At 59.1% G+C, this 21,355-nt stretch carries 14 protein-coding genes; all 14 read right to left on the bottom strand.

Going from position 1 to position 21,355, the window contains the following annotated elements; translation table 11 throughout:
* Positions 1-26: 26 nt before the first annotated feature.
* The 14 genes from ACV22V_RS14630 to ACV22V_RS14565 all read right to left on the bottom strand — a co-directional run bounded on the left by ACV22V_RS14630 (position 27) and on the right by ACV22V_RS14565 (position 21,352).
* Positions 27-1,346: a glycosyltransferase gene (locus ACV22V_RS14630; RefSeq protein WP_448014331.1), complete on the bottom strand. Its 1,320-nt coding sequence runs from the start codon at positions 1,344-1,346 to the stop codon at positions 27-29.
* Entirely contained in the window at positions 1,343-2,317 is a 975-nt protein-coding gene (locus tag ACV22V_RS14625; protein ID WP_448014329.1) for a polysaccharide deacetylase, read from the bottom strand. The genes ACV22V_RS14630 and ACV22V_RS14625 overlap by 4 nt, the downstream gene beginning before the upstream one ends.
* A 2-nt stretch (positions 2,318-2,319) precedes the next feature.
* Complete coding sequence (locus tag ACV22V_RS14620) at positions 2,320-2,826, bottom strand: hypothetical protein (protein ID WP_059700658.1); 507 nt, start codon at positions 2,824-2,826, stop codon at positions 2,320-2,322.
* A 41-nt stretch (positions 2,827-2,867) separates the two neighbouring features.
* A complete protein-coding gene (locus ACV22V_RS14615) occupies positions 2,868-3,980 on the bottom strand; it encodes a glycosyltransferase (RefSeq protein WP_448014327.1) in 1,113 nt (370 codons plus the stop codon).
* On the bottom strand, positions 3,977-5,146 hold the full coding sequence (locus tag ACV22V_RS14610; protein ID WP_059689028.1) for a nucleotide sugar dehydrogenase: 1,170 nt from the start codon (positions 5,144-5,146) through the stop codon (positions 3,977-3,979). The genes ACV22V_RS14615 and ACV22V_RS14610 overlap by 4 nt, the downstream gene beginning before the upstream one ends.
* Before the next feature lie 157 nt (positions 5,147-5,303).
* A complete protein-coding gene (locus tag ACV22V_RS14605) occupies positions 5,304-6,692 on the bottom strand; it encodes a BNR repeat-containing protein (protein ID WP_448014325.1) in 1,389 nt (462 codons plus the stop codon).
* 105 nt (positions 6,693-6,797) lie between these two features.
* Positions 6,798-12,203 (bottom strand): glycoside hydrolase family 99-like domain-containing protein, encoded by a 5,406-nt coding sequence (locus tag ACV22V_RS14600; RefSeq protein ID WP_448014324.1) that lies wholly within the window; start codon positions 12,201-12,203, stop codon positions 6,798-6,800.
* 17 nt (positions 12,204-12,220) lie between these two features.
* Complete coding sequence (locus ACV22V_RS14595; protein WP_448014322.1) at positions 12,221-14,068, bottom strand: BNR-4 repeat-containing protein; 1,848 nt, start codon at positions 14,066-14,068, stop codon at positions 12,221-12,223.
* On the bottom strand, positions 14,065-16,314 hold the full coding sequence (locus ACV22V_RS14590; protein WP_448014321.1) for a hypothetical protein: 2,250 nt from the start codon (positions 16,312-16,314) through the stop codon (positions 14,065-14,067). Before ACV22V_RS14590 ends, ACV22V_RS14595 begins: the two co-directional genes overlap by 4 nt.
* The gene (wecC, locus tag ACV22V_RS14585; protein WP_059689034.1) at positions 16,311-17,579 is read right to left on the bottom strand and encodes a UDP-N-acetyl-D-mannosamine dehydrogenase; all 1,269 of its coding nucleotides are present in this window, start codon (positions 17,577-17,579) and stop codon (positions 16,311-16,313) included. The genes ACV22V_RS14590 and wecC overlap by 4 nt, the downstream gene beginning before the upstream one ends.
* Entirely contained in the window at positions 17,576-18,694 is a 1,119-nt protein-coding gene (gene wecB, locus ACV22V_RS14580; protein WP_448014319.1) for a non-hydrolyzing UDP-N-acetylglucosamine 2-epimerase, read from the bottom strand. The genes wecC and wecB overlap by 4 nt, the downstream gene beginning before the upstream one ends.
* A gap of 14 nt (positions 18,695-18,708) precedes the next feature.
* On the bottom strand, positions 18,709-19,881 hold the full coding sequence (locus ACV22V_RS14575; protein ID WP_223963331.1) for a chain-length determining protein: 1,173 nt from the start codon (positions 19,879-19,881) through the stop codon (positions 18,709-18,711).
* Positions 19,878-20,540: an ABC transporter ATP-binding protein gene (locus tag ACV22V_RS14570; RefSeq protein WP_059689036.1), complete on the bottom strand. Its 663-nt coding sequence runs from the start codon at positions 20,538-20,540 to the stop codon at positions 19,878-19,880. The genes ACV22V_RS14575 and ACV22V_RS14570 overlap by 4 nt, the downstream gene beginning before the upstream one ends.
* Positions 20,537-21,352, bottom strand: a complete 816-nt coding sequence (locus ACV22V_RS14565; RefSeq protein WP_448014317.1) for an ABC transporter permease — start codon at positions 21,350-21,352, stop codon at positions 20,537-20,539. Before ACV22V_RS14565 ends, ACV22V_RS14570 begins: the two co-directional genes overlap by 4 nt.
* Positions 21,353-21,355 lie beyond the last annotated feature (3 nt).

Here is a 21,355-nt window from a genome sequence, read left to right as displayed (position 1 = left end):
AGTTTTCTAATGACCCTGCCGACCATTTACCCCCCACCCTGCGACATTGGCAGTGCGTTCATGACAAATTCACGCCAGCGGCGCTGTGTGGCCGCGTATTCTCTCGCCTGGCCACGGAGCGCCGCGAGCGTACCGCGATCGGACAACGCCGCATCGATCACCCGTGCCAGGTCGACCGCATCGCCGGCCTTGAAAAACCAGCCAGCCGGGCTCGGACCCATTTCGTCGCGAAACACCGGCAGATCCGGCACGATCACCGGCTTGCCCATCGCGAGCGCTTCCACGAGCTTGATCGGCGGCACGATCTCGCAAACCTTGAACGGCTTGCGCGGGATGCACACCAGTGCGCAACGACCGAGCGTCCTGCGCGCCTGCTCGGGCGAAGTCCGACCCAGAAAGCGAATCTGCTCCGACAATCCGAGGCGCCGGACCTGCGCCTCCAGCGCCGGCCGTGCCTCGCCTTCTCCGACGATCTCGACCCGCACCGCGCGCCCTTGCCCGCTCAACCTGCCGACCGCATCGATCAACGTGTCGAGTCCTTCATAGCCGATCAGCGAGCCTGCATATCCAATCGTGTCGGCTTCGATCTCCTCGGGCGCCGCGGGTGTAAACCGTTCGGGATCCACACAATTCGGCAGCAGATGCATCCGCTCGCCGGCAATCCCCCAGCGATCGCGCGCGAACCGGCCCAGTTGCGCCGAGATCACGAACAGCTTGTCCGCGTGCCGGGCCACCAGCCCCTCCAGCTGCAGCCCCTGCGTGAACCCCTGCCGCCTTTCGTATTCCGGCATGCGCGAGATGCGCGTCAACTCCCACAACCCGCGCATCTCGTACTGGAACGGAATGCCCAGTTGCCGCGCCGCCAGCAGGGCCGGCAACGCGTTCACGTGATTCGACGCCGCGTGGATCACCGACGCGCGATGCTGCACGGCCACGCGCGCGATGACGGGCGCCGCCTGCAACGCATACATCAGCACCGGCCGATTGTTGAACGGCGCGCTCGCATGCAGATACCGGACCTCGCTCACCTGCGTCTCGCTGCCGGCGGCGTCGGTCAGGCGATCCGCGCGATCGCCGGGATAGCCGGGCCGCGTCAGCGGATGCACGCGACCGCCCGCAGCCGCCAATGCGCGCACGACTTCGTGCGTGCGCGTCGTATAGCCGCTCGTGTGATACGGCAATGCGCTCGCCGCCACGTATAGCATGCTGTCCGGATCGCCGACGAACGGCACGCCGCGCGAACGCTGCTTCAACGTGCGCTCGAGCACATGCGCCGTCAGTCGACGGCTCATCGCGAGCAGCGGCTCGGTCAACGCCGTCTGCAACGAATCGAGCATCGTACTCATGCTTTCGCCGCCCTGGCCGCTTTCAGTTCGGCACGGGCGAGATCGGTCGTATGCGTGGTCCGGATCCTGCCGCGGGCCTGCAAGTCCAGGAATTCCGACGTCGTGATCACGTCGTAGTCCTTCGTCAGGCGCGACAGGAGTTTCCGGTAGCCTTCGACACGCTGGTCGTCCCGATAGGTCGCATGCCCGTTCTCGTCCCAATACAGCAGCGACCACGAATGAAGCAGGAATATCGAGAACGTCGGACTGCCGCTGAACGCGTCGAGCAGCAGCTTGCCCCACCACGGACGAAACCGGAAATACGGCGATTCAGGATAAGTCAGGCGTGCCCACCATTCTTCCTTGCCGACCTTCGGCAGGATCTTCTTTTCCGTCATCGGCACTTCGATCACGCCGTTCGACCACTGGAACGGCAGATTCGTGGGCTCGCTGTAGTTGCACTGCCCGGCATGGACCGCGCACAGGGAATTGTTGAACGACAGTTGTACGCCGGTGGACTTCAGCGCCCGGATCGTCGACGCGTTCCAGCGAAACGAACCGGCACGGTGCGCCAGCACCGGCTTGCCCGTTTCCGCCGAAATCAGCCCGCCGAAGTGACGAATCACGAACTCCGCGCGCGCATCGTCCGTGTATTGATTCATGTATTGCGGCCGCCGCGCAAGGCCGTGCTCGGCCCAGAACGAGTCCGGCAGGTATTCCGGATGCGTATGCAGTTGAACGTCCTGCCCCGCGGCATCCAGCCGGCGCACGACCTCCTTCGTTTCGTCGAGATACGCATACGCGCCGCACTGGTCCACGAAGAACACGTGCTTGACGCCGAACTCGTCGCCGATGGAAGCCATTTCGGCAACCCCTGCCCGCCCCTTCTCGTGCACACCCCACATCAGCCGTTTGACGTGATCCTCCGTGGCGCGCTTGGGCAGCGCCTCGGTATCCACCGTCAACATGGCATAGCGATTTCTATCCATCATGTTCAGTTCACTTCCACCAATGCCTTCCAGTCGGCGTCGCTGGCCTGCGCCGCGGCCGGCGGCACGATCCGCGCATCGCGATAGCGCCACGCGAGATACGCGCGCTTTCTTTCGCGATACGAACGATCGTCGCCGCTCAATTCCGGCAGGTATTCCACCAGCCAGCCCAGCCGCGAATAGAAGGCGAAATCGGCCACGTCGGTCACCAGTACCGGCGCCAGCGCATCGTTGCCTTTCAGGCGCGCGGAAAAGCCTTCGCACGCACGGCGCAGTGCATCGCGCTCCGTACCCGGCGCCCAGATCAGCAGCGTGTTCGCTTCGGCCGAAACCGGCGCGTGCTTCAGGGTCGGCAGCCACGGATAGTTCGTCACGTGAGGCGTAATCACACCCAACGTGGCCAGCACGCGCCTGATGCCGCGCCACGCGCGCTCCTTCAGCGTGGCAGGCGGCTTCCCGGCGAGCAGGTCATGGCGCGTCAGCAACGTCCAGTCGGGCTTCGCCGCCAGCATGCGCAATTCGTGCCTCAAGGCCCGGGTTTGGTCGATGATGCTCAATGCGTTCGCCTCTTGTCAGCAATCCTGGCCATGATCTCGTCCGCCGCGAGCGATGCGCCGTTCATCGGCACCGCGCACCGCGCGGGCGCCGCTTCGTGCAACATGCCCAGCAGCGCGTCGACAGCCGCCTTGCGCTCCTGTTCGGTCTCGCAAGCCGACACGACAGCCGGCATCGCGTCGGCGACCATCCGCGCGCGGCGAACCTGATCGTCCACCAGTTGCGCGTTGGGCACCAGCAGCGCGGGCACGCCCGACTGCACCAGTTCGCAGCAGGTGTTGTAGCCCGCGGCGCCGACAAAGGCATCGAACGCACGCAGATAGCGCGCCAACGGGTAGACCGAGATCGGCAGCACACCGGCCGGCAATTCGACGTCGCGCACCGAAATGGGCGCCCGCGCCCAGACTACCTGGAATCCGGCCGCCTCGAACGCGGCGATCAGTCCGTGCCCGATGCCGGCAACATCCTTCAGGTTGCCCGGGCCAAGAGAAAAGAGGACGAAGCGGCCGGCCTGCGGCAGGCCGAGTGCGTTTCTCGCCGCTGCGCGGTCGAGCAACTCGTCGTCCTCCAGCAGGCAGACCGGTGGCACCGACAGCCGCGTGCCGCCGTTCGTCAGCGACGCGCGTGCTTCGGTCGCGCCCAGTTCACCCGGCCGGATCACGAGATCGAACAGCGCTTCGTCCACCGGCACCGTCTTGGTATCGGCCTTGAGCAGCCCGCGATTGGACCACACGAGGACGGGCGATCCATACATTTCGCATGCCGTCAGCAAACCCTTGAAGGGCCACGTTCCGTCGAATACGACCGCATCCGGGCGAACCCGCTCCAGCATCAGGCCCAGCCGCACGGCCAGTTCGCTGTTCCAGCCGAACGTCGAGCTCGACGACCAGTAATGGGAAACGAAATAGTCCGCCTCGAATCCCATCTCCTCGATGATCTCGATCGCCGACGCCAGCGAAAAGAAGAACGGGCGCGCGCGGCCCCGCAGGCGACGCGCGTACGCGAGGCAACGGTTCAGATGGCCCATGCCCGAGCCGTTCACGTTGAAGAACAGGATGCGCGGCAACGCGCTCGCCGCGCGCGCCGGGTGACCGGACTCCTGGCCGATCATGCGTCCCCGCCGAACAGGTCGCGCGTGTAGACCTTGCCTGCGACGTCGGTCAGATCGTCGGTCAGGCGGTTGGCAACGATCACGTCGGCGGAGCGCTTGAATTCAGCCAGGTCGTGGACGACCGACGAGTTGAAGAACGTCGATTCGTGCAATGCCGGCTCGTAGACGATGACCTCGACGCCCTTGGCCTTGATGCGCTTCATGACGCCCTGGATGCTGGACGCGCGAAAATTGTCGGACCCGGCCTTCATCACGAGGCGGTAAATGCCGACGACCTTCGGCTTGCGCTTGAGAATGCTCTCGGCAATGAAATCCTTGCGCGTGCTGTTCGACTCGACGATCGCACGAATCAGGTTCTGCGGGACGTCGCGATAGTTGGCCAGCAACTGCTTCGTATCCTTGGGCAGACAGTAGCCGCCGTAGCCGAAGCTCGGGTTGTTGTAGTGCGCGCCGATGCGTGGATCGAGACATACGCCGTCGACGATCTGGTGCGTGTCGAGACCGTGCTGCGCGGCATAGGTGTCCAGTTCGTTGAAATAGGCCACGCGCATCGCCAGGTACGTATTCGCGAAGAGCTTGATCGCCTCGGCTTCCGTGCTGCCCGTGAACAGCGTCGGAATATCCTGCTTGATCGCCCCCTGCTTCAGCAGGCCGGCAAACGCTTCGGCTCGCTCGGAACGTTCGCCGATCACGATCCGCGAAGGGTGCAGGTTGTCGTACAGCGCCCGGCCTTCGCGAAGGAATTCGGGAGAGAAGATCAGGTTGTCGGTGCCGAGTGCCGCGCGCGTACGCTCGGTGTAGCCGACCGGAATGGTCGACTTGATCACCATCACCGCCCGCGGGTTGATCGCCATCACATCGCGGATGACGACCTCGATCGAGCGGGTGTTGAAGTAGTTCGTGTCCGGATCGTAGTCGGTCGGCGTGGCGATCACCACGTAGTCGGCGCCGGCGTACGCGTCTTCCTTGTCCAGCGTCGCGCGGAAGTTCAGGTTCTTGTGGCGCAGGTAGTCCTCGATCTCGGCATCCTCGATCGGCGACTCCTTGCGGTTGAGCATCGCCACCTTCTCGGGGACGATGTCGAGAGCCACGACTTCATTGTGCTGCGACAGCAGGACGGCGTTGGACAGGCCGACGTAGCCTGTGCCGGCGATAGCGATTTTCATGCGTGTTTCTCACAGGCAAACACAGGAACTTTCATCTCTTATATCTACCTTTAATTTCATTGGCTGCTTGATATGAGCAGCCGAAAATAACGAATCCCGAGCTCCGGATCGAGCGAGCATCGTGCCGATCCGACACCCACGACAGACCAAAACTCCATCAAGGCGACCTACGGTCCGTATGCAAGATCAGATCTGAAGTGAAATCGCACGGGACGGCGGCGTTATCACAATTTCGCGGCTTGTCCCTGTTATCGGCCGGCAAGCTGAACCACGTCACGACATGACTTTCCTTCGATTCATGTGCCGCCATATTCTCGAATCTCACCACCTGGACGTTGGGCACTGCGCCATTAGGTGCCTTCACCTTCCGGACAGCCGGAGACGGACTCCATACATTGGGAGAAAGCGCCTCCGCCACCTTCATCGATTTATCGTCGTAGACGAGTGTCTTGGCACCGATTTCCGGCTGGCTGACCTGTTCGATCAGGTGGCCATCACTCACCTTCACGCCCGAGAAGTTGATTTCACCCTTGATGGTGCCTCCGCCCCTTGGATCCCAACGGAAGGTCCATTGCGTTGCCGGCGCCGTTTTCCAGATTCCGTTTTCAAGGCGAGCGTGGAACAGTTGCGTCGCCCCCTTTGCATCGAACTTCAAGTATGAGATGACGGGCCGCCCGGCCTCATCGAACCCCAGCCGGATATTATTCAACAGGCCGCTTCTTTCAGGGATCTCGTCCACGACTTCCGCCGACCTGGGTGTAATCGGCAAAGGAATGACGTCGCCCGCACTGTTTTGCCACGTCTTGAGGTCACGACTCTTCGCGTAATTCACGTTGAAGTTCGTTTCGACGAAGTAATTTTCCCGCCAGACCCACGCAACGTGGAAGAAGCCATCCGGACCGCGAACGTAATTCGTATGGTACGCATTCACGGGCTTCTTTTCGGAAGTGGGGGCAAAAATCGGGCGATTAGTCCAACGCACCCAACCGGCGTTATCGAGCCGGTTGATAAATTCCTCGCCGTCTCCGCTGTGCCCGGAGCGGTACGAAAATCCCAATGCACCGTCCATGAACCGGAAAAAATAGGGATACGTCGCCTGCACCTCGTCTGATCCGATCATCGGCCGAACCGCTTCAAGGCCCGCCAACTTGTCCGGAGCGTCCATTCGTGCATATACGAGCGGTGAGGCGTGCATATTCCCGGAAACATGAAGGCGATTCGACTTGTCGAGCGCAAGGACGATCGAGTTGTGGGCATCCCACCCGCCAAAGCGCGATGCAACCCTCGTCTTCGCCACCTCCCCGGTGCACTTGTTGACCTGTGCAACCGACAACCATCGATCCGCGTCGTAGTACGAAACATAAATAAATTTCTTGTCTTCCAGCGCATCGAATTTGACACGCGAAGCGCCCCACACCCGATCTATCGTCAGATCCGGTGACATCCCCGCACACTTCGCATCAGTGGCCTCGGCCGCCCACGATGCCGAAGCTGCCGCGACACTCAGCAAGACCAGCAATCGAACGGCAAACTGCTTCGTTTCCAAGGCCACCTCCTCTCCGAATTACCCCAAGCCGCACCGTACAAAGAACCCATCTGAAGCGGCGCTCACCCCTAGCCACACGTTTCGTCGGCGGCCACCGCAGCTCACTCAGCGCCTCATCACAGCCCCGGCCGCTTCGCGCACGCGTCCCATTTCAACTCCGGCAAAGGCCGCCTTCACGAGCCCCGCGTATTCCGGATATCGTCGGGTGACCACATCCACGCCCGCTTTGACCAATGCCGTTTTTTCGCCCTTAAAGCTGGCCGTTCGAATGTGATAGACAAACGACCAGGGAGAAATCAGGTTGCGCCAGCCAGCCTTATAAGCACGCATGCAGAAGTCGTTCTCCTCGCCGTAGCCGCGCGGGAAGCCCTCCTCGTCAAACGCCCCGCATTCGTCAATGAGCGCTCGGCGAATATACATACAGAATCCCGACCCGGTCGGCACTTCCGGCGGAACACACGCCTGTGTTGCTTGTGTCACGAGGAGTGCGTATTCGTCATGGCTCAGATGCGGCGGACGCGGACAATATTCGTTGAACTTCGGGAATGAAAACGCCCCTGCGTTATCACTCATCGCGGTAACGGTCGCCACCTTCTCGCGACTATAGGCGGCGGCCCGCAACCCCTCGAGCCAGCGCGGCGTTACGACCGTATCCGAGTTCAGCAATACGACGTCGTTGTCGCCCGCCTCGCGAATCCCTCGATTTATCGTCTTGGTATAGCCGATATTCACGTTGTTCTTGAGAATAAGAACACCCGGCACGCCGTCGAACTCTTCCAGCATCGGCGTGATGCCCGGATCCGGACTCCCGTCGTCGATCACGATCAATCGGTCCCGAGTCAGATCGGTATGCTGGAGCACCGATCGCAGGCAGTCGCGAACGGCAGTGACCGCGTTATAGACCGGCACAATCACGGTCGTCGGCTTTGCATAGCCGATCGCGCGCGCCGCGACAGCGGCGGGTGCGTTACCCGTCGCGATCAATCCCTCCCGCTCGAAGATCTTTGCATAGCCATCGGAAAGCGCGGCCTTCAAATTGTCTTGAGTGAAATGCTGCTCGACAAACATGCGTCCGGCCTGCCCCATTTCGGAAACGAGCTTGTCGTTTTCGCAGAAACGCACCACCGCGTCCACGACTCCGTCGATATCGCGGTAAGGCACAAGAAAGCCCGTCTTCCCGTGCTGCACCAGCTCGCTCAGCGCACCCCAGTCATAGGCAATAACCGGGCGGCGGGCGGCCATTCCCTCGGCAACCGTACGGCCGAAACTCTCGGCAAAGTGCGAGAGATTGAGCAGCACGTTCAATTCCGACATCGCCTTGCGCGGATGTTCGGCATAGCCGGCAATGATCAGATTGTCGGGACGCGCACCGGACGCGACCTCTTCCTGCCACTTCTTGACCTGGGCATTCACCGGACCAACCACCACGAAGCGGGCTCGCGGTGTGCGTTCCGCGGCGCGCCGCGCCACCTCGACGAAATCCTCAACACCCTTCTTCGGAATATTCGAACTGACAATGCCGAACTTGATGGTGTTACCGAACTTGTTTCCCAGTTCGAAATCGCTCAGCGTCACCGCATTGGGTACGTAAAGCGTCTTTTCCGGACGCGAAAACAATTGACTCGTGGCGCGACTGTTCCCGATCACCCAATCCGAACGTTCGAATACGCGCCCGATGATTTCGCTGATCGACAAACCAAGTTGTTCACGCAAAGGGTCGTCCAGCGAAATCAGTTCGCGCGAGTGAACGACCCGCGTCCTGCCCATGCGCGTCGCGGCCTCCAACGGCTCAAGCAGCACGATTGTGTTCGCATGCACGACATCGACCGCGTGACGCGCGATGATGTCAGCAAAGGTCACCGTCAACCAGGCCTTGCTGGCACGGTTGTTCTTCCACTGCGGATAGGGAAAGCAATATACACCGAGGCTGCGCTCACATATTTCGCGAATATAGGCCTTGTTTCCGCCGGACGGCAGGGTCATCACGACGTTGACGGATTGTTCGGCGAACGCGCTCAGCACATCCAGGAGACTCCGCTCTCCGCCAAACAGATGATGGCCGGAGATGTGCGCACAGAGCATCACTGTCGGCCAGTCCGGGTTCGGCTGCCTCTGTCCTTCATGCCAGGCAACCGAAGGCAGCGGCTTTCCGTCCGTGATGGCATCTTTCGTATCCGCAAGCGAATTTTCCGGCAGCTTGAGTACGTCCGCTTCTTTCGAACTAGCGGCGATCCCCGCAGGCAATACTTGCGACGTAACTCCAGCGACAGATTCAGCGGCCGAAGCGAAGGCCTTCAGATACGACCGACCCCACCGCTGATCTGGCTCAAGATAGGTGCCCTCCGCCCACTCATTCCACGCGTTGATGAAGACGAGCGACTCGTTGCCTTGGTTGAAACGCTGCTCTTGCTCGAGGATGCGCTGCATCCAGCGACGGAAGCCATATGGCGTCGCTCCGTGGAACACTCGCGCATCCGTCAGGCGGCGAGCGGTATTGTCCCAACCCAGCATGGTTCCTCGGTGAACCGGCCACGAATAGCCATCCTCAAACTTCGCGATATCACCCTCGACCACTGCCGAGTAATCGAAGATCTGGCCGCCAAAATTCTTGTGCAGGTCGTGCACCTTGTCACGCAGATCCACGCGCTCCGCTTCGTGAGGCGGAAACAGGACATAACTATCGAGCCGGTAATCCTCCGGGGAACCTTGCAGCGTTTCCAGCCCGAACCGAACAGCGCACAGGTGAATCTCGCCCAGCCCCGCCTTCCGGCACTCCTCGCGCCACGCAGCGGCGGTTTCCAGCCAGTTCGGAATGATCGAAATTCGATATACCATCATCACCGGCTTGCCGTCGTACCGAATCCAGCGCGGGTCCTTCATCATCGGGATCAGTTCCCGAATCAACGCGACATTGCTCTCGAGCGTATAGGTCTGCTCCATCAGCACATGCCGGTTCTGCCCATCCCAGTTCCGTGACCAGTTCTCGTTGGCCCAGCAAACGCAGAAGCCCGTGTCGACGCTCTTGGATCGAGCCATCTGCTCGATCGGATGATTCAGCAGTTTCTTGCCGTCGAACCAGTAATAGTAGTAGCAGAACCCGTGAATCCCGAACTCGCTGGCCAGTTTGGCTTGCGCGACCTGTGTTTCCTCGAGACGCAGATCGTAGTATCCGAGCTCGGTCGGCACTCGCGGCTGATAATGGCCTCTGAACAACTGTCGAGCCCGCGTGACGTTGGTCCACTCCGTGAAACCTTTCCCCCACCACAAATCGTTTTCCGGGATCGGATGAAACTGCGGGAGATAGAACGCGATCGTCTTCAACGTCCGAGGACGAGCGGGCTGAATCGCTTGAGCGCCTTTTCTCGCTTCTGACTGAACAGACAGATTCCCGAGTTTTGCCAGTACGGACAACACACCCAGAACAGTGGGCCGTCCCGGAAACCCGTTGGCAGCATTCTTGTCACCGACAAGCTCGCTCGCCCAGAGCGCCGAAGCCAGCCCTCTCAACAGCAAAGGTTTGAGCCACACTTCGGCGCCGACCGGCACCGTGACGGTCTCGTCCGAAAGGCTCAGCCCCATGCGGGACAGCGCAATCTTCACGCCGTCGATCACACGATGATTGCCGCCCTCCTTGGAAAGCGAGACGAACCGCTTCGCGCGTATGCCCCAGTCAGAATCCGCCGTAAATTCGACTGCCCGGCTCGCCACGTCCGACAATTCGTCGTCACCCTCGCCGGGCGCAAGCCACAGTACGGCCTGATAGTCATCGAATACATTCGATCCGGCCAGTCGAAGAAAATTCTGAGCGTTCCCTTCGCCATCGCCGTCACCAACGATCGTCACGGATGCGGTCAAGTTGCCGAAATTGACGTGCTCGACATCGGAGAACCCAAGTACAAACAAATCGTGTCGGTGGCCCAGAACGGGAAGCGTCCTTCTCACACGCTCCCACGCTTCGTCGTTCATCACGTTTGCCACGATCGCGATCGAGGCCATCGGACGTAGTCCGCGCAACATGAACGCGTCCTTTCCCAACCTGAACATCGGTTGATCGGTCCGATGGCTGACGTTCGACTTCGCCACCACGTCGTTGGCCGCTCGGTCCACCCGAATCGTATCGACGGTTGCTTCGCGCTCGCGCCCGCGATTGATCAAATGACCAAAGAGTCGAACGATTTCCGAATCGTTCGAACAACGAAGGTCCGCCACCCAGTTTCGCAATTCCTCGGCGTTAGCCCCCACGGACAGGATGTCTTGAAACAGCGTGCTGCGCCTGTTGCCCTGCTGCGAGTTTCCGTCGACGGCATCCAACACGGCTCCGAGCGCAGGTGCAAGCTTGTCGATAGAAACCATCGAGACTTCGTCATACTTGAACAGATCCGCCATTGCCGGCGAGTCGCAAGCCAGTACCGGGACCCCCATCCCGACAGCATCGGTGAGCTTTGCCGGAACCTGAAACTGCGCAGCCGGCCCACCGTCGTGCAGGAAAACGCAGACGTCAGCCATCGAGACGACGGCCGGAATTTCGGCGAATGGTTTGTTGGCGATGAATGCCGTTTGGCAACCGCGAACCTGCTTGAGCGTCTCCTTCAGCGACTGATCAGGGAAGTCTCCTACGATTGCGAACAGGACGTCATCCCGCCCGAGCTCGGCGATTGCCTCGGCGGCCTCGACCAGCCCCTTGTGCGGCCGGGGGGTACCAAAAAACAGCACGATTTTCTTGTCCGCGGGCAGGCCGTATTTTTTCCTGCTCTTGCTCTTCAACTCCGGCGACGGAACAAAGGCATTTTCGTCGCGAGCGTGACGAATAATCAGGCCACCATATCGATTCTGCAGCGCTGGGTTCGAAACGGTGACACCATCGAACAAATTCACCAGGCCAACGGCAATGCGCGTCCAGTCCTGGCCGGCCAGGTTCACCCTGGGGAACTGATGGTGCTTGTCCAGATACTCCCCGATGCCGATCGGGGACTCTGCCTGGACAAACGCCAACTCCTCGTCGTCGATGTCCATCAATACCTTCGCATCCCAGATCAGCTTGTACAGCGCGCCGAACAAGACATTGGGGCCGCGCGGCTTCGAGAGATGCACGATATCGTAGGGATGCGCGACAACCAGTTCGATAGCCTGCTCGACAAATCGCGACTCGTCCTCTACCAGGATTGCGTGCTTCGCAATTTCGGTTTCCTGTATCGGCCCCCAGATCTCCCGCCCGAACTGTGGAAAGAGGCTGCCGATGATCTCCACGTCGGCAAATCGCTCATACACCATCGCCAGCGTATAGGCTCGCCCCGCCGAATTATGTGCGAGTTCCCAACTGCAGACGCCCACTCGCGGCCTGCCGGCCTCTTCGCGGCTCTTTCGATATCTTTGCTTCGCGAGAGCGAGGTTCGTCGACGCGATCCGGGCGAGCCCGGGCGTGGTGATCAACACCTCGGCATATTTCCGAATGGCGTCTTCGTACTTCCCCGAACGCATGTATTCGTTGCCAAGTGCGAGAGGCGTTTTCATATTCTTGTTCATCACATTTAGTTATTTGTGAATTTGATGTCCAACAACGTGACTGCAGAGCTCACAACCTGGCAGTCAAGGTCATGCGCCGGCTGCTCGTTACGCTGCAACAACAGGCTGAGAACACTCTCATTTTCCCAGCGAGTTCGATCGATGATTGGCTCGGCAAAGCCGAGATCCTCATCCAGAATGAATCGCGTGTTTTTCTCCGACCACATGTAATCGGGTGCCGCAAGCAAAGTCGCGGCCATTCGACCGCGGCTATGATCTCCGCGAGCGATGACATATACATTGTCGAATCGATCGATGACCACTTCCGGGCGACTTATCGGAATTTGCAGCGTCCCCTTCCCTCGCAATGCAAAAGGCTGAGTGCGCGCAGAAATGGTCTGATGCCGCCACTTCGCGCCATCGAAGTACAAATGCTGATACTGCGGAATGCCATCCGAATCGTCCGCATAGAAAACAATATGCGGACGGTTTCGGCTGTCCAATGCCATGCTGCACTGATTGATCAAATTACTTCCGGGCGAGATCGGGCAAATTATTTCAGCATTAACCTGGGTGATCGGAAGTTGATAGTCTCGCCCCTTTGACGTCTGCCAACTGGCACCATTATCGAATGAACATGCATATCCGATATTCACATTGTTGATGAGATCGTCGTCACCGAGCGTATGCGTGCGCCATACGAAGCTGAGATGCAAGCTTCCGTCGTTGCCGATGGCCGGATGGTTCCAGTAAGCGTTGCTCGTCCAGGGCTTCGACTCACTGCCGCTGAGAATCGGCAAGGGGCGATCCGTCCAGCGCTTGGTCTCTTCGTCGTACGCCTTGAGGCGAGCGTTTCCGCTATCGTGCACGCCGTCACGATAAAGCAGGACGAGCGGAAATCCATGATGCGGCTGAATGAAGGTCGGATAGGTCACCCGTTCTTCGGACGTGCCCGTCATCGGAAGCTCATCCGTCCACTCGTTAATGTCATTGGCCGTGATGCTTCGGCGATAACGCAATCGCGTAGCGTGATGCCCGTAGCACAGGTGGATATGACCATTCCGGTCAACGCCGAGGCTAATACTATTGTGCGCGTCGTTCAGATCGTACGAACCTTCTACGTCATGGCTCTCGATCGCATCCGTCTTCAGATTGCGCCGAACAATGCGCAGCGTCCGTGAATCGACATAGAACGCAGTAACCTGCCAGTCCAGATGGGTCAGTATCCCGTGATGCCTGAAAATAACGGTATTGATGGTGTTACCTGCCCACGCATCACCGAGATGGAGCTTTGACAGCGTGACAACGTCGAAAGCGGAACTCGAATGAGCCAGTCCGCGCAATGCCGCGCTTGCGTCGCTTTCGAGATGGGTCGACGTCATGCCAAGCTCCTGACATTGTTGACTGATTCGCGCTTTGGTCAACAACACCTTGTCCGACCCGGGCGCGCCGACCCTGATCGACGACTCGAAATGTTTCAATGCCCGGGGGAAGCTCCCTGCTACGACGGCGGCACGTCCCAGACTGTTGTGCACGCCGGCGACGAGAATCTGACAAAGATGACGCTCGCTGACGCCCCAGTCCCGAGCGAGACGCACATAGAGTTTGGCCTCGGCGAATCGTCCGAGCTGCAGACGCCCCGATGCCGCGAGCAAGGCCAGCTTTGCACGCTCGGGATGGTGTTGCAGGGTGGCGCGCTCCAGTCGGGCGAGGCTTTGCCAATCGCCAAACTGCCACTGGGTACGTGCTCGTTCGAGCAGATTTTCGTCGTAAGGCACGACGGTCTGCTCGGACCGAATCTCGACGATTTCGCTCGGCCGCACACGTTGACTTGCCAGTGCCCTGTAGCGCAAGTTCACCGACTTCTTTCTCATAGCTCTGGCTCTCGAAGCAGGATGTCCTTGATCAGCTCAAGCTGTGCTTCCGCGCGAATCATTTCTTCCTGCACCATCCTCTGACGCGCCTTCAACTCCGCATCGCTCTCCTGCTGATTTTCGAGCTGCTGTTGTAACGCGTTGATGTGCTCGATGTGCTCCGTCACCAGTCGGGAGGACTCGCCATGCTGACTCATCAAGGTCGACTTTTCACTTTCCAGCTGCTTTTTGGCTGCAACCAGAAGTTCGATCTCTCGTCTGCGTTCGCCCTCCTGTTTGACGGCATCCTCATACCGCGCCACCAACGTCTGCCGCTCACGCTCGGATACGGCATTGGCTTGCTTCAGCGCATCGAGCTCACGCGAGCGCTCGGCCGCATGCTCGCTGACACCTTCGAGTTGGGTGGTCAATGCCGAGTTTTGTTGTTCCAGTTCTGCTTTGACTTGCGTGAGCAGTTCGATTTCACGATCGCGATCGATCGCATGCCTGACGACGTCGTCGTATTGCGCGACCAGCGCCAGATTTTCGCGCTCGAGACGTGCCCGGTCCTCCGCAAGAACATCGACCTCGCGCGCGCGTTCGGCCACCTGCGTCGCAATCTCCGCTTGATGCCGCGTGGTCAGCCCCCTTACTTCGTGCTCCAGCCGCGCGACCATCCGCTCGAGATCCACGACGCGCCGCGCCTGCTCGGTCGACTGCCTGAGCGTCGCCTCATGCCGCCCCTCCAGTGCCACCTTTTCCTGTTTGAGGTGCATCACGACCCGCTCCAGCGCTCCGACCTGCCTTGTACGCTCGACCACCTGAGCGCTGATCTCGTCGTGTTGCGCCAACGCCGACAACTTCTCCTGTTCCAGTTGCGCCCACGCCTGCTTCATCGACTCGACTTCCAGGCTACAAGCGATCAACTGCTCGATCACCTCCTCGTGCATTGCGATCGAGGCAAGAAGTTCTTCTTCCAGTTGAGTTTTTGCCTCCGTCAGGTCGGTGACGTCCTGACAGAGTTCGCCGACATGCTCGACGTTTCTCTCGTGCTGCTCGACGAGTTCGGAGCGCTCTTGCCCCAGTCTCATTTCGGCCTGCTTCAGGGTTTCAACTTCCCGCGTACGCTCGGCGACCTGTCTGACAGCATTTTCGTGACGAGCCACAAGTTCGGATTTTTCTCGCTCGAGGTCAGATTTCGTTCGTTCGAGATCAGATTTTTCCCGCTCGAGGCGCGCGTTGGCCTGTTTAAGCGCATCGACTTCCTGATCTCGGGCGCCAGAATGCTTCAGCGCCGTTTCCTGATGCTTTACCAACGCGGACTTTTCCTGCATCAGTTGCGCATTGACCCGCGTCAGCGCCTCGACCTCGCGCGTGCGTTCGGCAAGCAACTGCGCGCTCTCGTCACGCGCTCGAGCCAGACTGGCCAGTTGCTTCTCGATCTCGTCCCGACGCTCGGAAAATCCGGCACCCTGCTTCGCTTCGCGTTGGCGAGCTTGCTTGGCTTCATGGCGCAACTGGCTGGCTTGGCGAGCCTCCGAATCGCTGAATTTGGTATCCGATGGCAGGATGTCCAGCAAGGCTTCCGCTTCGACGAGACTGCCCGCCTCATGAAGCCTGAAGGCGAGCCATTTCAGTCGAAAGGACTTCGGCTCCAACGCGTACGCTCGTCGCGCCGCCTCTGCCGCGCCGGCGCGATCGCTATTCATCAGATGACGCCCGAGCGTCGTATAGCCGTTCGCCCGAGTGACCGGAGAAATCGAGTCGCGAGCCATCAGCTTTTCCACCGCCTCGAAGCCTCCGGCACCATACGCGGCAATGACCTTCGTAAAGTCCTTCCCGCCGAGCACTTCGGGGGGCGACTGGCGACGATAGTTGCGCCAGATCCTCCCAAGTGCGCCAGGTACGGAGAACAGCGTCTTCGGCGAATCGACGCCTTGAATCAAAAGATTCCCGAGCTTGATATTCAGGGCGTTTTCCCTCTCAAGCCGATGGACCTTTCTCTGTGCGTTCACCAACGCACGCAAGCGCTGATTTTCGGCCAAGGCATTGTGCAACTCGTCATCGACCTTGCTCGCGCTCGATCCGCGATTTCCCAATGCCCCGCTCGACCACTCGTCTTCTGCAGCTCTCTCCTGCCGATAACGGTGTTCGAGTTCTTCCTGCACCTGATGAAGCTGCAATAGCAGAATCTCGTTCTCCTCTTTCATTGCCTCGAGACGAGATTCAACATTGACCCGGATGGTCGAATTTTCTTGTTCGATCATTGTTTTATGCCCTTCCAAATGCCACGTGTATCGATGAGTACCTTTCCATCGATCCGGTCAGGTTTCACACTTTTGAATTCAGTGTGATCAACCAGCAAAACCAATATGTCGGCTCGCGAAAGTGCCTCATCAAGCGTCACCAGATTCATTCCCGAAGTCGCCAAGTGTTCCGGCATTTCTTCGAGATTCGGCTCAACTATCATGATCTTGCCGGGATGGCTTTCGGCAAGAATCCCGGCGATTTGTAGCGCCGGACTTTCGCGCAAATCGTCGATATCCGCCTTGTATGTAACGCCCAGGCACGCGATGCGGATATCGCCACGCGTGGCGCCGGACGTCGTCATCTCGACAATGGCCTCGTTCACCCTGCGAATGACCCACTGCGGCTTGGCGTCGTTGACGTGACGAGCGGCCTGGATCAACGTCGATTCATCCGGCGCGCTGTCCACGATGAACCACGGATCGACGGCGATGCAGTGCCCGCCCACCCCACAACTGGGTTGCAGGATATTCACGCGAGGATGCCGATTTGCCAGCTTGATGAGTTCCCAGACATCGATTCCCTGCTTGTCGCAGATCATCGAAAGCTCGTTGGCAAAAGCAATGTTGACATCACGAAAGCTGTTCTCGGTCAGCTTGCACATTTCCGCGGTGCGCACGTCCGTGACAATGCAATCACCCTGCACAAATGACTTGTAGAGTGCGACGGCTGCGTCGGAACATCCACGCGTCATACCGCCGATCACACGATCGTTGACGACCAGCTCATGGACGATGCGCCCGGGGAGAACCCGTTCAGGACAGTAGGCAATTCGAATATCGGATTCGTCACCCACCTGCTGCGGAAAACTGAGATCGGGGCGCATCTCTGCCAGCCAGTTGGCCAGCATTTCCGTCGTGCCAACCGGCGACGTCGATTCGAGAATGACGAGGTTGCCTTTGGAAAGCACGGGAGCGATCGACTTCGCCGCCGACTCGATGCAGTTCAAATCGGGCCGGTGATCCGGTGTCAACGGCGTCGGTACGGCAATGACGAATGCATCCGCCGGCTCGGCGTGCGCAGCCGCTCTCAGATAGCCGGCGCCCACCGCTGCCTGAACCAGGATGTCCAGTTCAGGCTCGACGATGTGGATATCGCCACGGTTGATCGTATCGACGACGTACGGCGATACATCGACGCCAATCACCCGCAGTTTGCGTGAAGCGAATAGCGTTGCGGTCGGCAAGCCGATATAGCCGAGACCGATGATTGAAATGGTGTTCAACGTGTACTCACTAGAATATCGCGGATGCGTTGCGCAGCCTTGCCGTCCCCATACGGATTCGCCGCTCGCGCCATCGCGGCATAGCTCGCCGGGTCGTCGAGCAATCTGGTTGCTTCCGCAACTATCGTGGCTGAATCGGTCCCGACGATCTTTGCCGTACCGGCCGCAACGGCTTCGGGGCGTTCCGTCGTCTCGCGTGTCACAAGTACCGGCTTGCCCAAGGCCGGTGCTTCTTCCTGAATGCCACCGGAATCCGTAATGACCAGTGCTGCCCGGTTCATCAAGTAAACGAACGGCAGGTAATCCTGCGGTTCGATCAGGAACACGCCAGGAGCATTTGCAAGAAGTCGATGTACCGGCTGCTTGACCTTGGGATTGAGGTGCACCGGGAAAACGATTTCGACGTCGCCCCGCTGCGCAATTTCCAGCAGCGCGAGACAAACGGCCTCGTGCCCTTCGCCCAGATTTTCCCGGCGATGGCCAGTCACAAGAATCAAGCGCTTTTCCGGATTGAGGAAGGCGAATCGGGTATCCAGCGCTTTGCGCTGAGCGCCATCCTCGCGCATGCCGGCCACGGTTTCCAACAGGGCATCGACAACCGTATTGCCCGTGATGTGGATGCGATCTTCCGAAACACCCTCTCGCAAAAGATTGTCACGCGCAGACGATGTCGGAGCGAAGTGATACTTCGCCAGAACGCTCGTAAGACGTCGATTCGCCTCCTCCGGCCACGGAGCCGACAAATTCCCGGTGCGCAGTCCTGCCTCCACGTGACCCACGCAGATTTGCCGATAATGTGCCGATAGCGCGGCGGCGAGCGTCGTCGACGTGTCGCCCTGTACCAGTACGAGGTCCGGACGAGCATCGCTCAACACGGAATCAAGGCCTGCCAATGCCTTGCTCGTCATCCCCAGAAGGGATTGATCGGGTGCCATGACGTCCAGATCGTAGTCGGGACGAACACGAAAGAACCCGAGCATCGAGTCGAGCATCTGCCGATGCTGCGCAGTCACGCAGACTTTCGTTTCGATCTCCGGATCCTTCTTCAGCACGTTGACCAACGGCGCCATCTTTATCGCTTCCGGTCGCGTTCCGAGCACGATCAAGGTTCTCATCGCCGTCCCCGATCTCAATCCACGTGATCCATGATGATGCTTTCCAGCAGCTTCACCACTCCGGCCAGCGCGGCCGCAACCAGCAACGTGACAAAGGCGTTGTAGAGCCGCCCCGGCTCCGTCGGATAACCCGGCTTGGTCGGCGTCTGAATGATCGAAACCATTTTCAAGGTCCGCGCAGCATCCATTCGCCCCTTCTCCAATGCGGACAAGGCCGTCTTGTACAGATCCTGAGCGAATCCAACCTGCATTTGGAGGCGCTGGAACTCCTCGACGGTGTAGTTGAGCGTTTTCCTCGACGGAGAAGCAAGTTCGGCGCGCTTCTGCGCGATCTGCTGCTCAAGCGCATTGAGCGTATTCCTGAGCATCACGACCGTAGGCTGATTCGGACTCAGGGATGCCGGCAGTGCCGACAGCTGAGTCTGAACATCGGTCTTTTGCGCTTCGAGCTTGTCGATGATCGCGTTCAGACTCTCCACCGTTGCCTGCGGAGCGACCAGGCCTTTGCGGTTCTGAAAGTCGATTACGGTATGCGTTGCATCCAGAAGCCGGTCGTGCGCTGCGGTCACTTGCCTCGACAGGAAGTCGACTTGCGATTGCGCCAGTTGATGACCGATCTGATTCATGTGGGCCTCGCCCTCGCGAACCATCAGTTTGACGATCGCCTGCGACATATCGGGATCGTATGCCTGCGCTCGAATATGCAATACCCCGCTATAGTCATCGTACTGAACGTCGACGCGCGACAACCAATACTGATAGAACCATTCGGTCGGTGCATTCTTGAACCACATCCGTGAAATGGGATCCCGGCGCCAGTTGCTGAAATGCGAGCGCAAATCCAGAGAAGCATCAAGCTTCTTGAGCATATCGAGCGACAAGAGATACTCCCGCAGCAGCAACTGATCGGCACGATTCGGGCCACCGGCACCCGGGACGATTGCAGATACGTCCACGCCCGGATTACCGATTTGATCGGTTGTCTGAATGATGACGTTAGCCTCGGACACGTAACGATCAGACGCAATCAACAACCAGTACGGAATGGACAGCACGGCGTAAATAAAAATCAGCTTGATAACCAGCCTAAAAATCCTGACAGAGCACACGACATCCTTGGCCCTTCGGAAAATGGCCACTAGCCGAGCGACGCCGCCCTCTTCCCCAATGGATAGCTGCTTTTTCATGCAAAAATACTTTCCTTGTACGCTCGCAATGCCTCGTCGAGATCATCGAACCAGGAAGCGCGACCTTCGTTTATCCAAATTCCGGACTGACAGAACTGCCGAAGCGTGCTTTCATCATGAGAAACCATGATCACGCTCGCCTGACTTGTTTTTCCCTTGAATGCGTCAGCAGCTTTTTTTCGGAACTTCGCGTCCCCCGCAGCCGTGACCTCATCTGATATATATACGTCGAAGTCGAATGCGAGCGACAATGCAAATTGCAAGCGCGATCTCATCCCCGACGAATAGGTTTGAACCGGTCTGTCGAAAGCCTCGCCCAGCTCGGCGAAATCCTGAATAAAGGCGAGCCGATCCCGAAGTTCGTCCTGTCGACCGTGAATCCGGCAGACGAATTTTGCGTTCTGCCGTCCGGTCAGCGTTCCCTCCAGCCCGCCCGCTCCCATCGGCCAGGACACACGGCACAGCCGCTCGACGCGCCCCTTGGTGGGATGGTCGACGCCACCGATGATGCGCAACAACGTCGACTTCCCTGCTCCGTTCACGCCGATCAGTGCAACGCTTTGTTTTGGCGGGATCGTCATGTCAATCCCGCGCAGCACCCATTTCCCGACGCCGTGCTCGGTCATGTAACGCTTGTGGACGTCCTCGATGCAGATCATCGCGTCACCAACTTATTAGAAAAGCGACGGTAAAGCGCCAGTCCCAATAACATGGCGCCAAGAGCCCACCCATAGAGATAAGTCAGACTGATTCCGGGTGCCGTGTGATACGACGGCAAAAAACCGGTCCGCACCAGTTCCAGACCATGCACGACCGGGTTGATCAGCAGAATGTCCCGATATGGATTCGGTATCGACATGATCGGAAACAAAGCCCCGGAAATGTAATAAAGCGGCAAATAAAACAGCTTGAAAATGTGATCCACTTCAGGGACGAAATTCATCGCCACCGACGTTACCAGGCCGAGCCCCAAGCCAAACAACCACAACCCCAGAAGACTGGCGATAGCCAATAGCGGATCCGCCGGAAGCAAAATCGGATTGAGCAGGTCAGGTGTTATCACGCGCCCCGTAGCAAGCGCCGCCGCGATTATGATGATCGAGATCGGGACCATCAAAAAAAGCTCCAGCACCGCTCTCACGATCGCCGCGTCAAACGGCTTTACCTGCCGGTAAACAAAGAATGCGTAGTTGCAATCGATCCCGTGCAACACCTGAATCCACGTGCGCCGCCAGAGCAGGAAGCCAATGAATCCCGCGATGATCCACATCGTTATCGCAATTCCTCCGACTTCGTGGATCCGGAAAGTCGTATATCCGAAAGCGTGTATCGCGATATAGATCACGGGCTCCATCAGCAACCACAACCACGCCGCACGCGCCTCGAACAACCGATCCAGCGCCTCGCGCAGGAACATGGCTCTCCAGACGGAGACCGTGACCTCGAACGGAGTACGCACCTTTGCCGACATCGC

Source organism: Burkholderia sp. AW33-5, from assembly GCF_053427615.1.
This window is presented reverse-complemented; position numbering and strand designations above follow the sequence as displayed.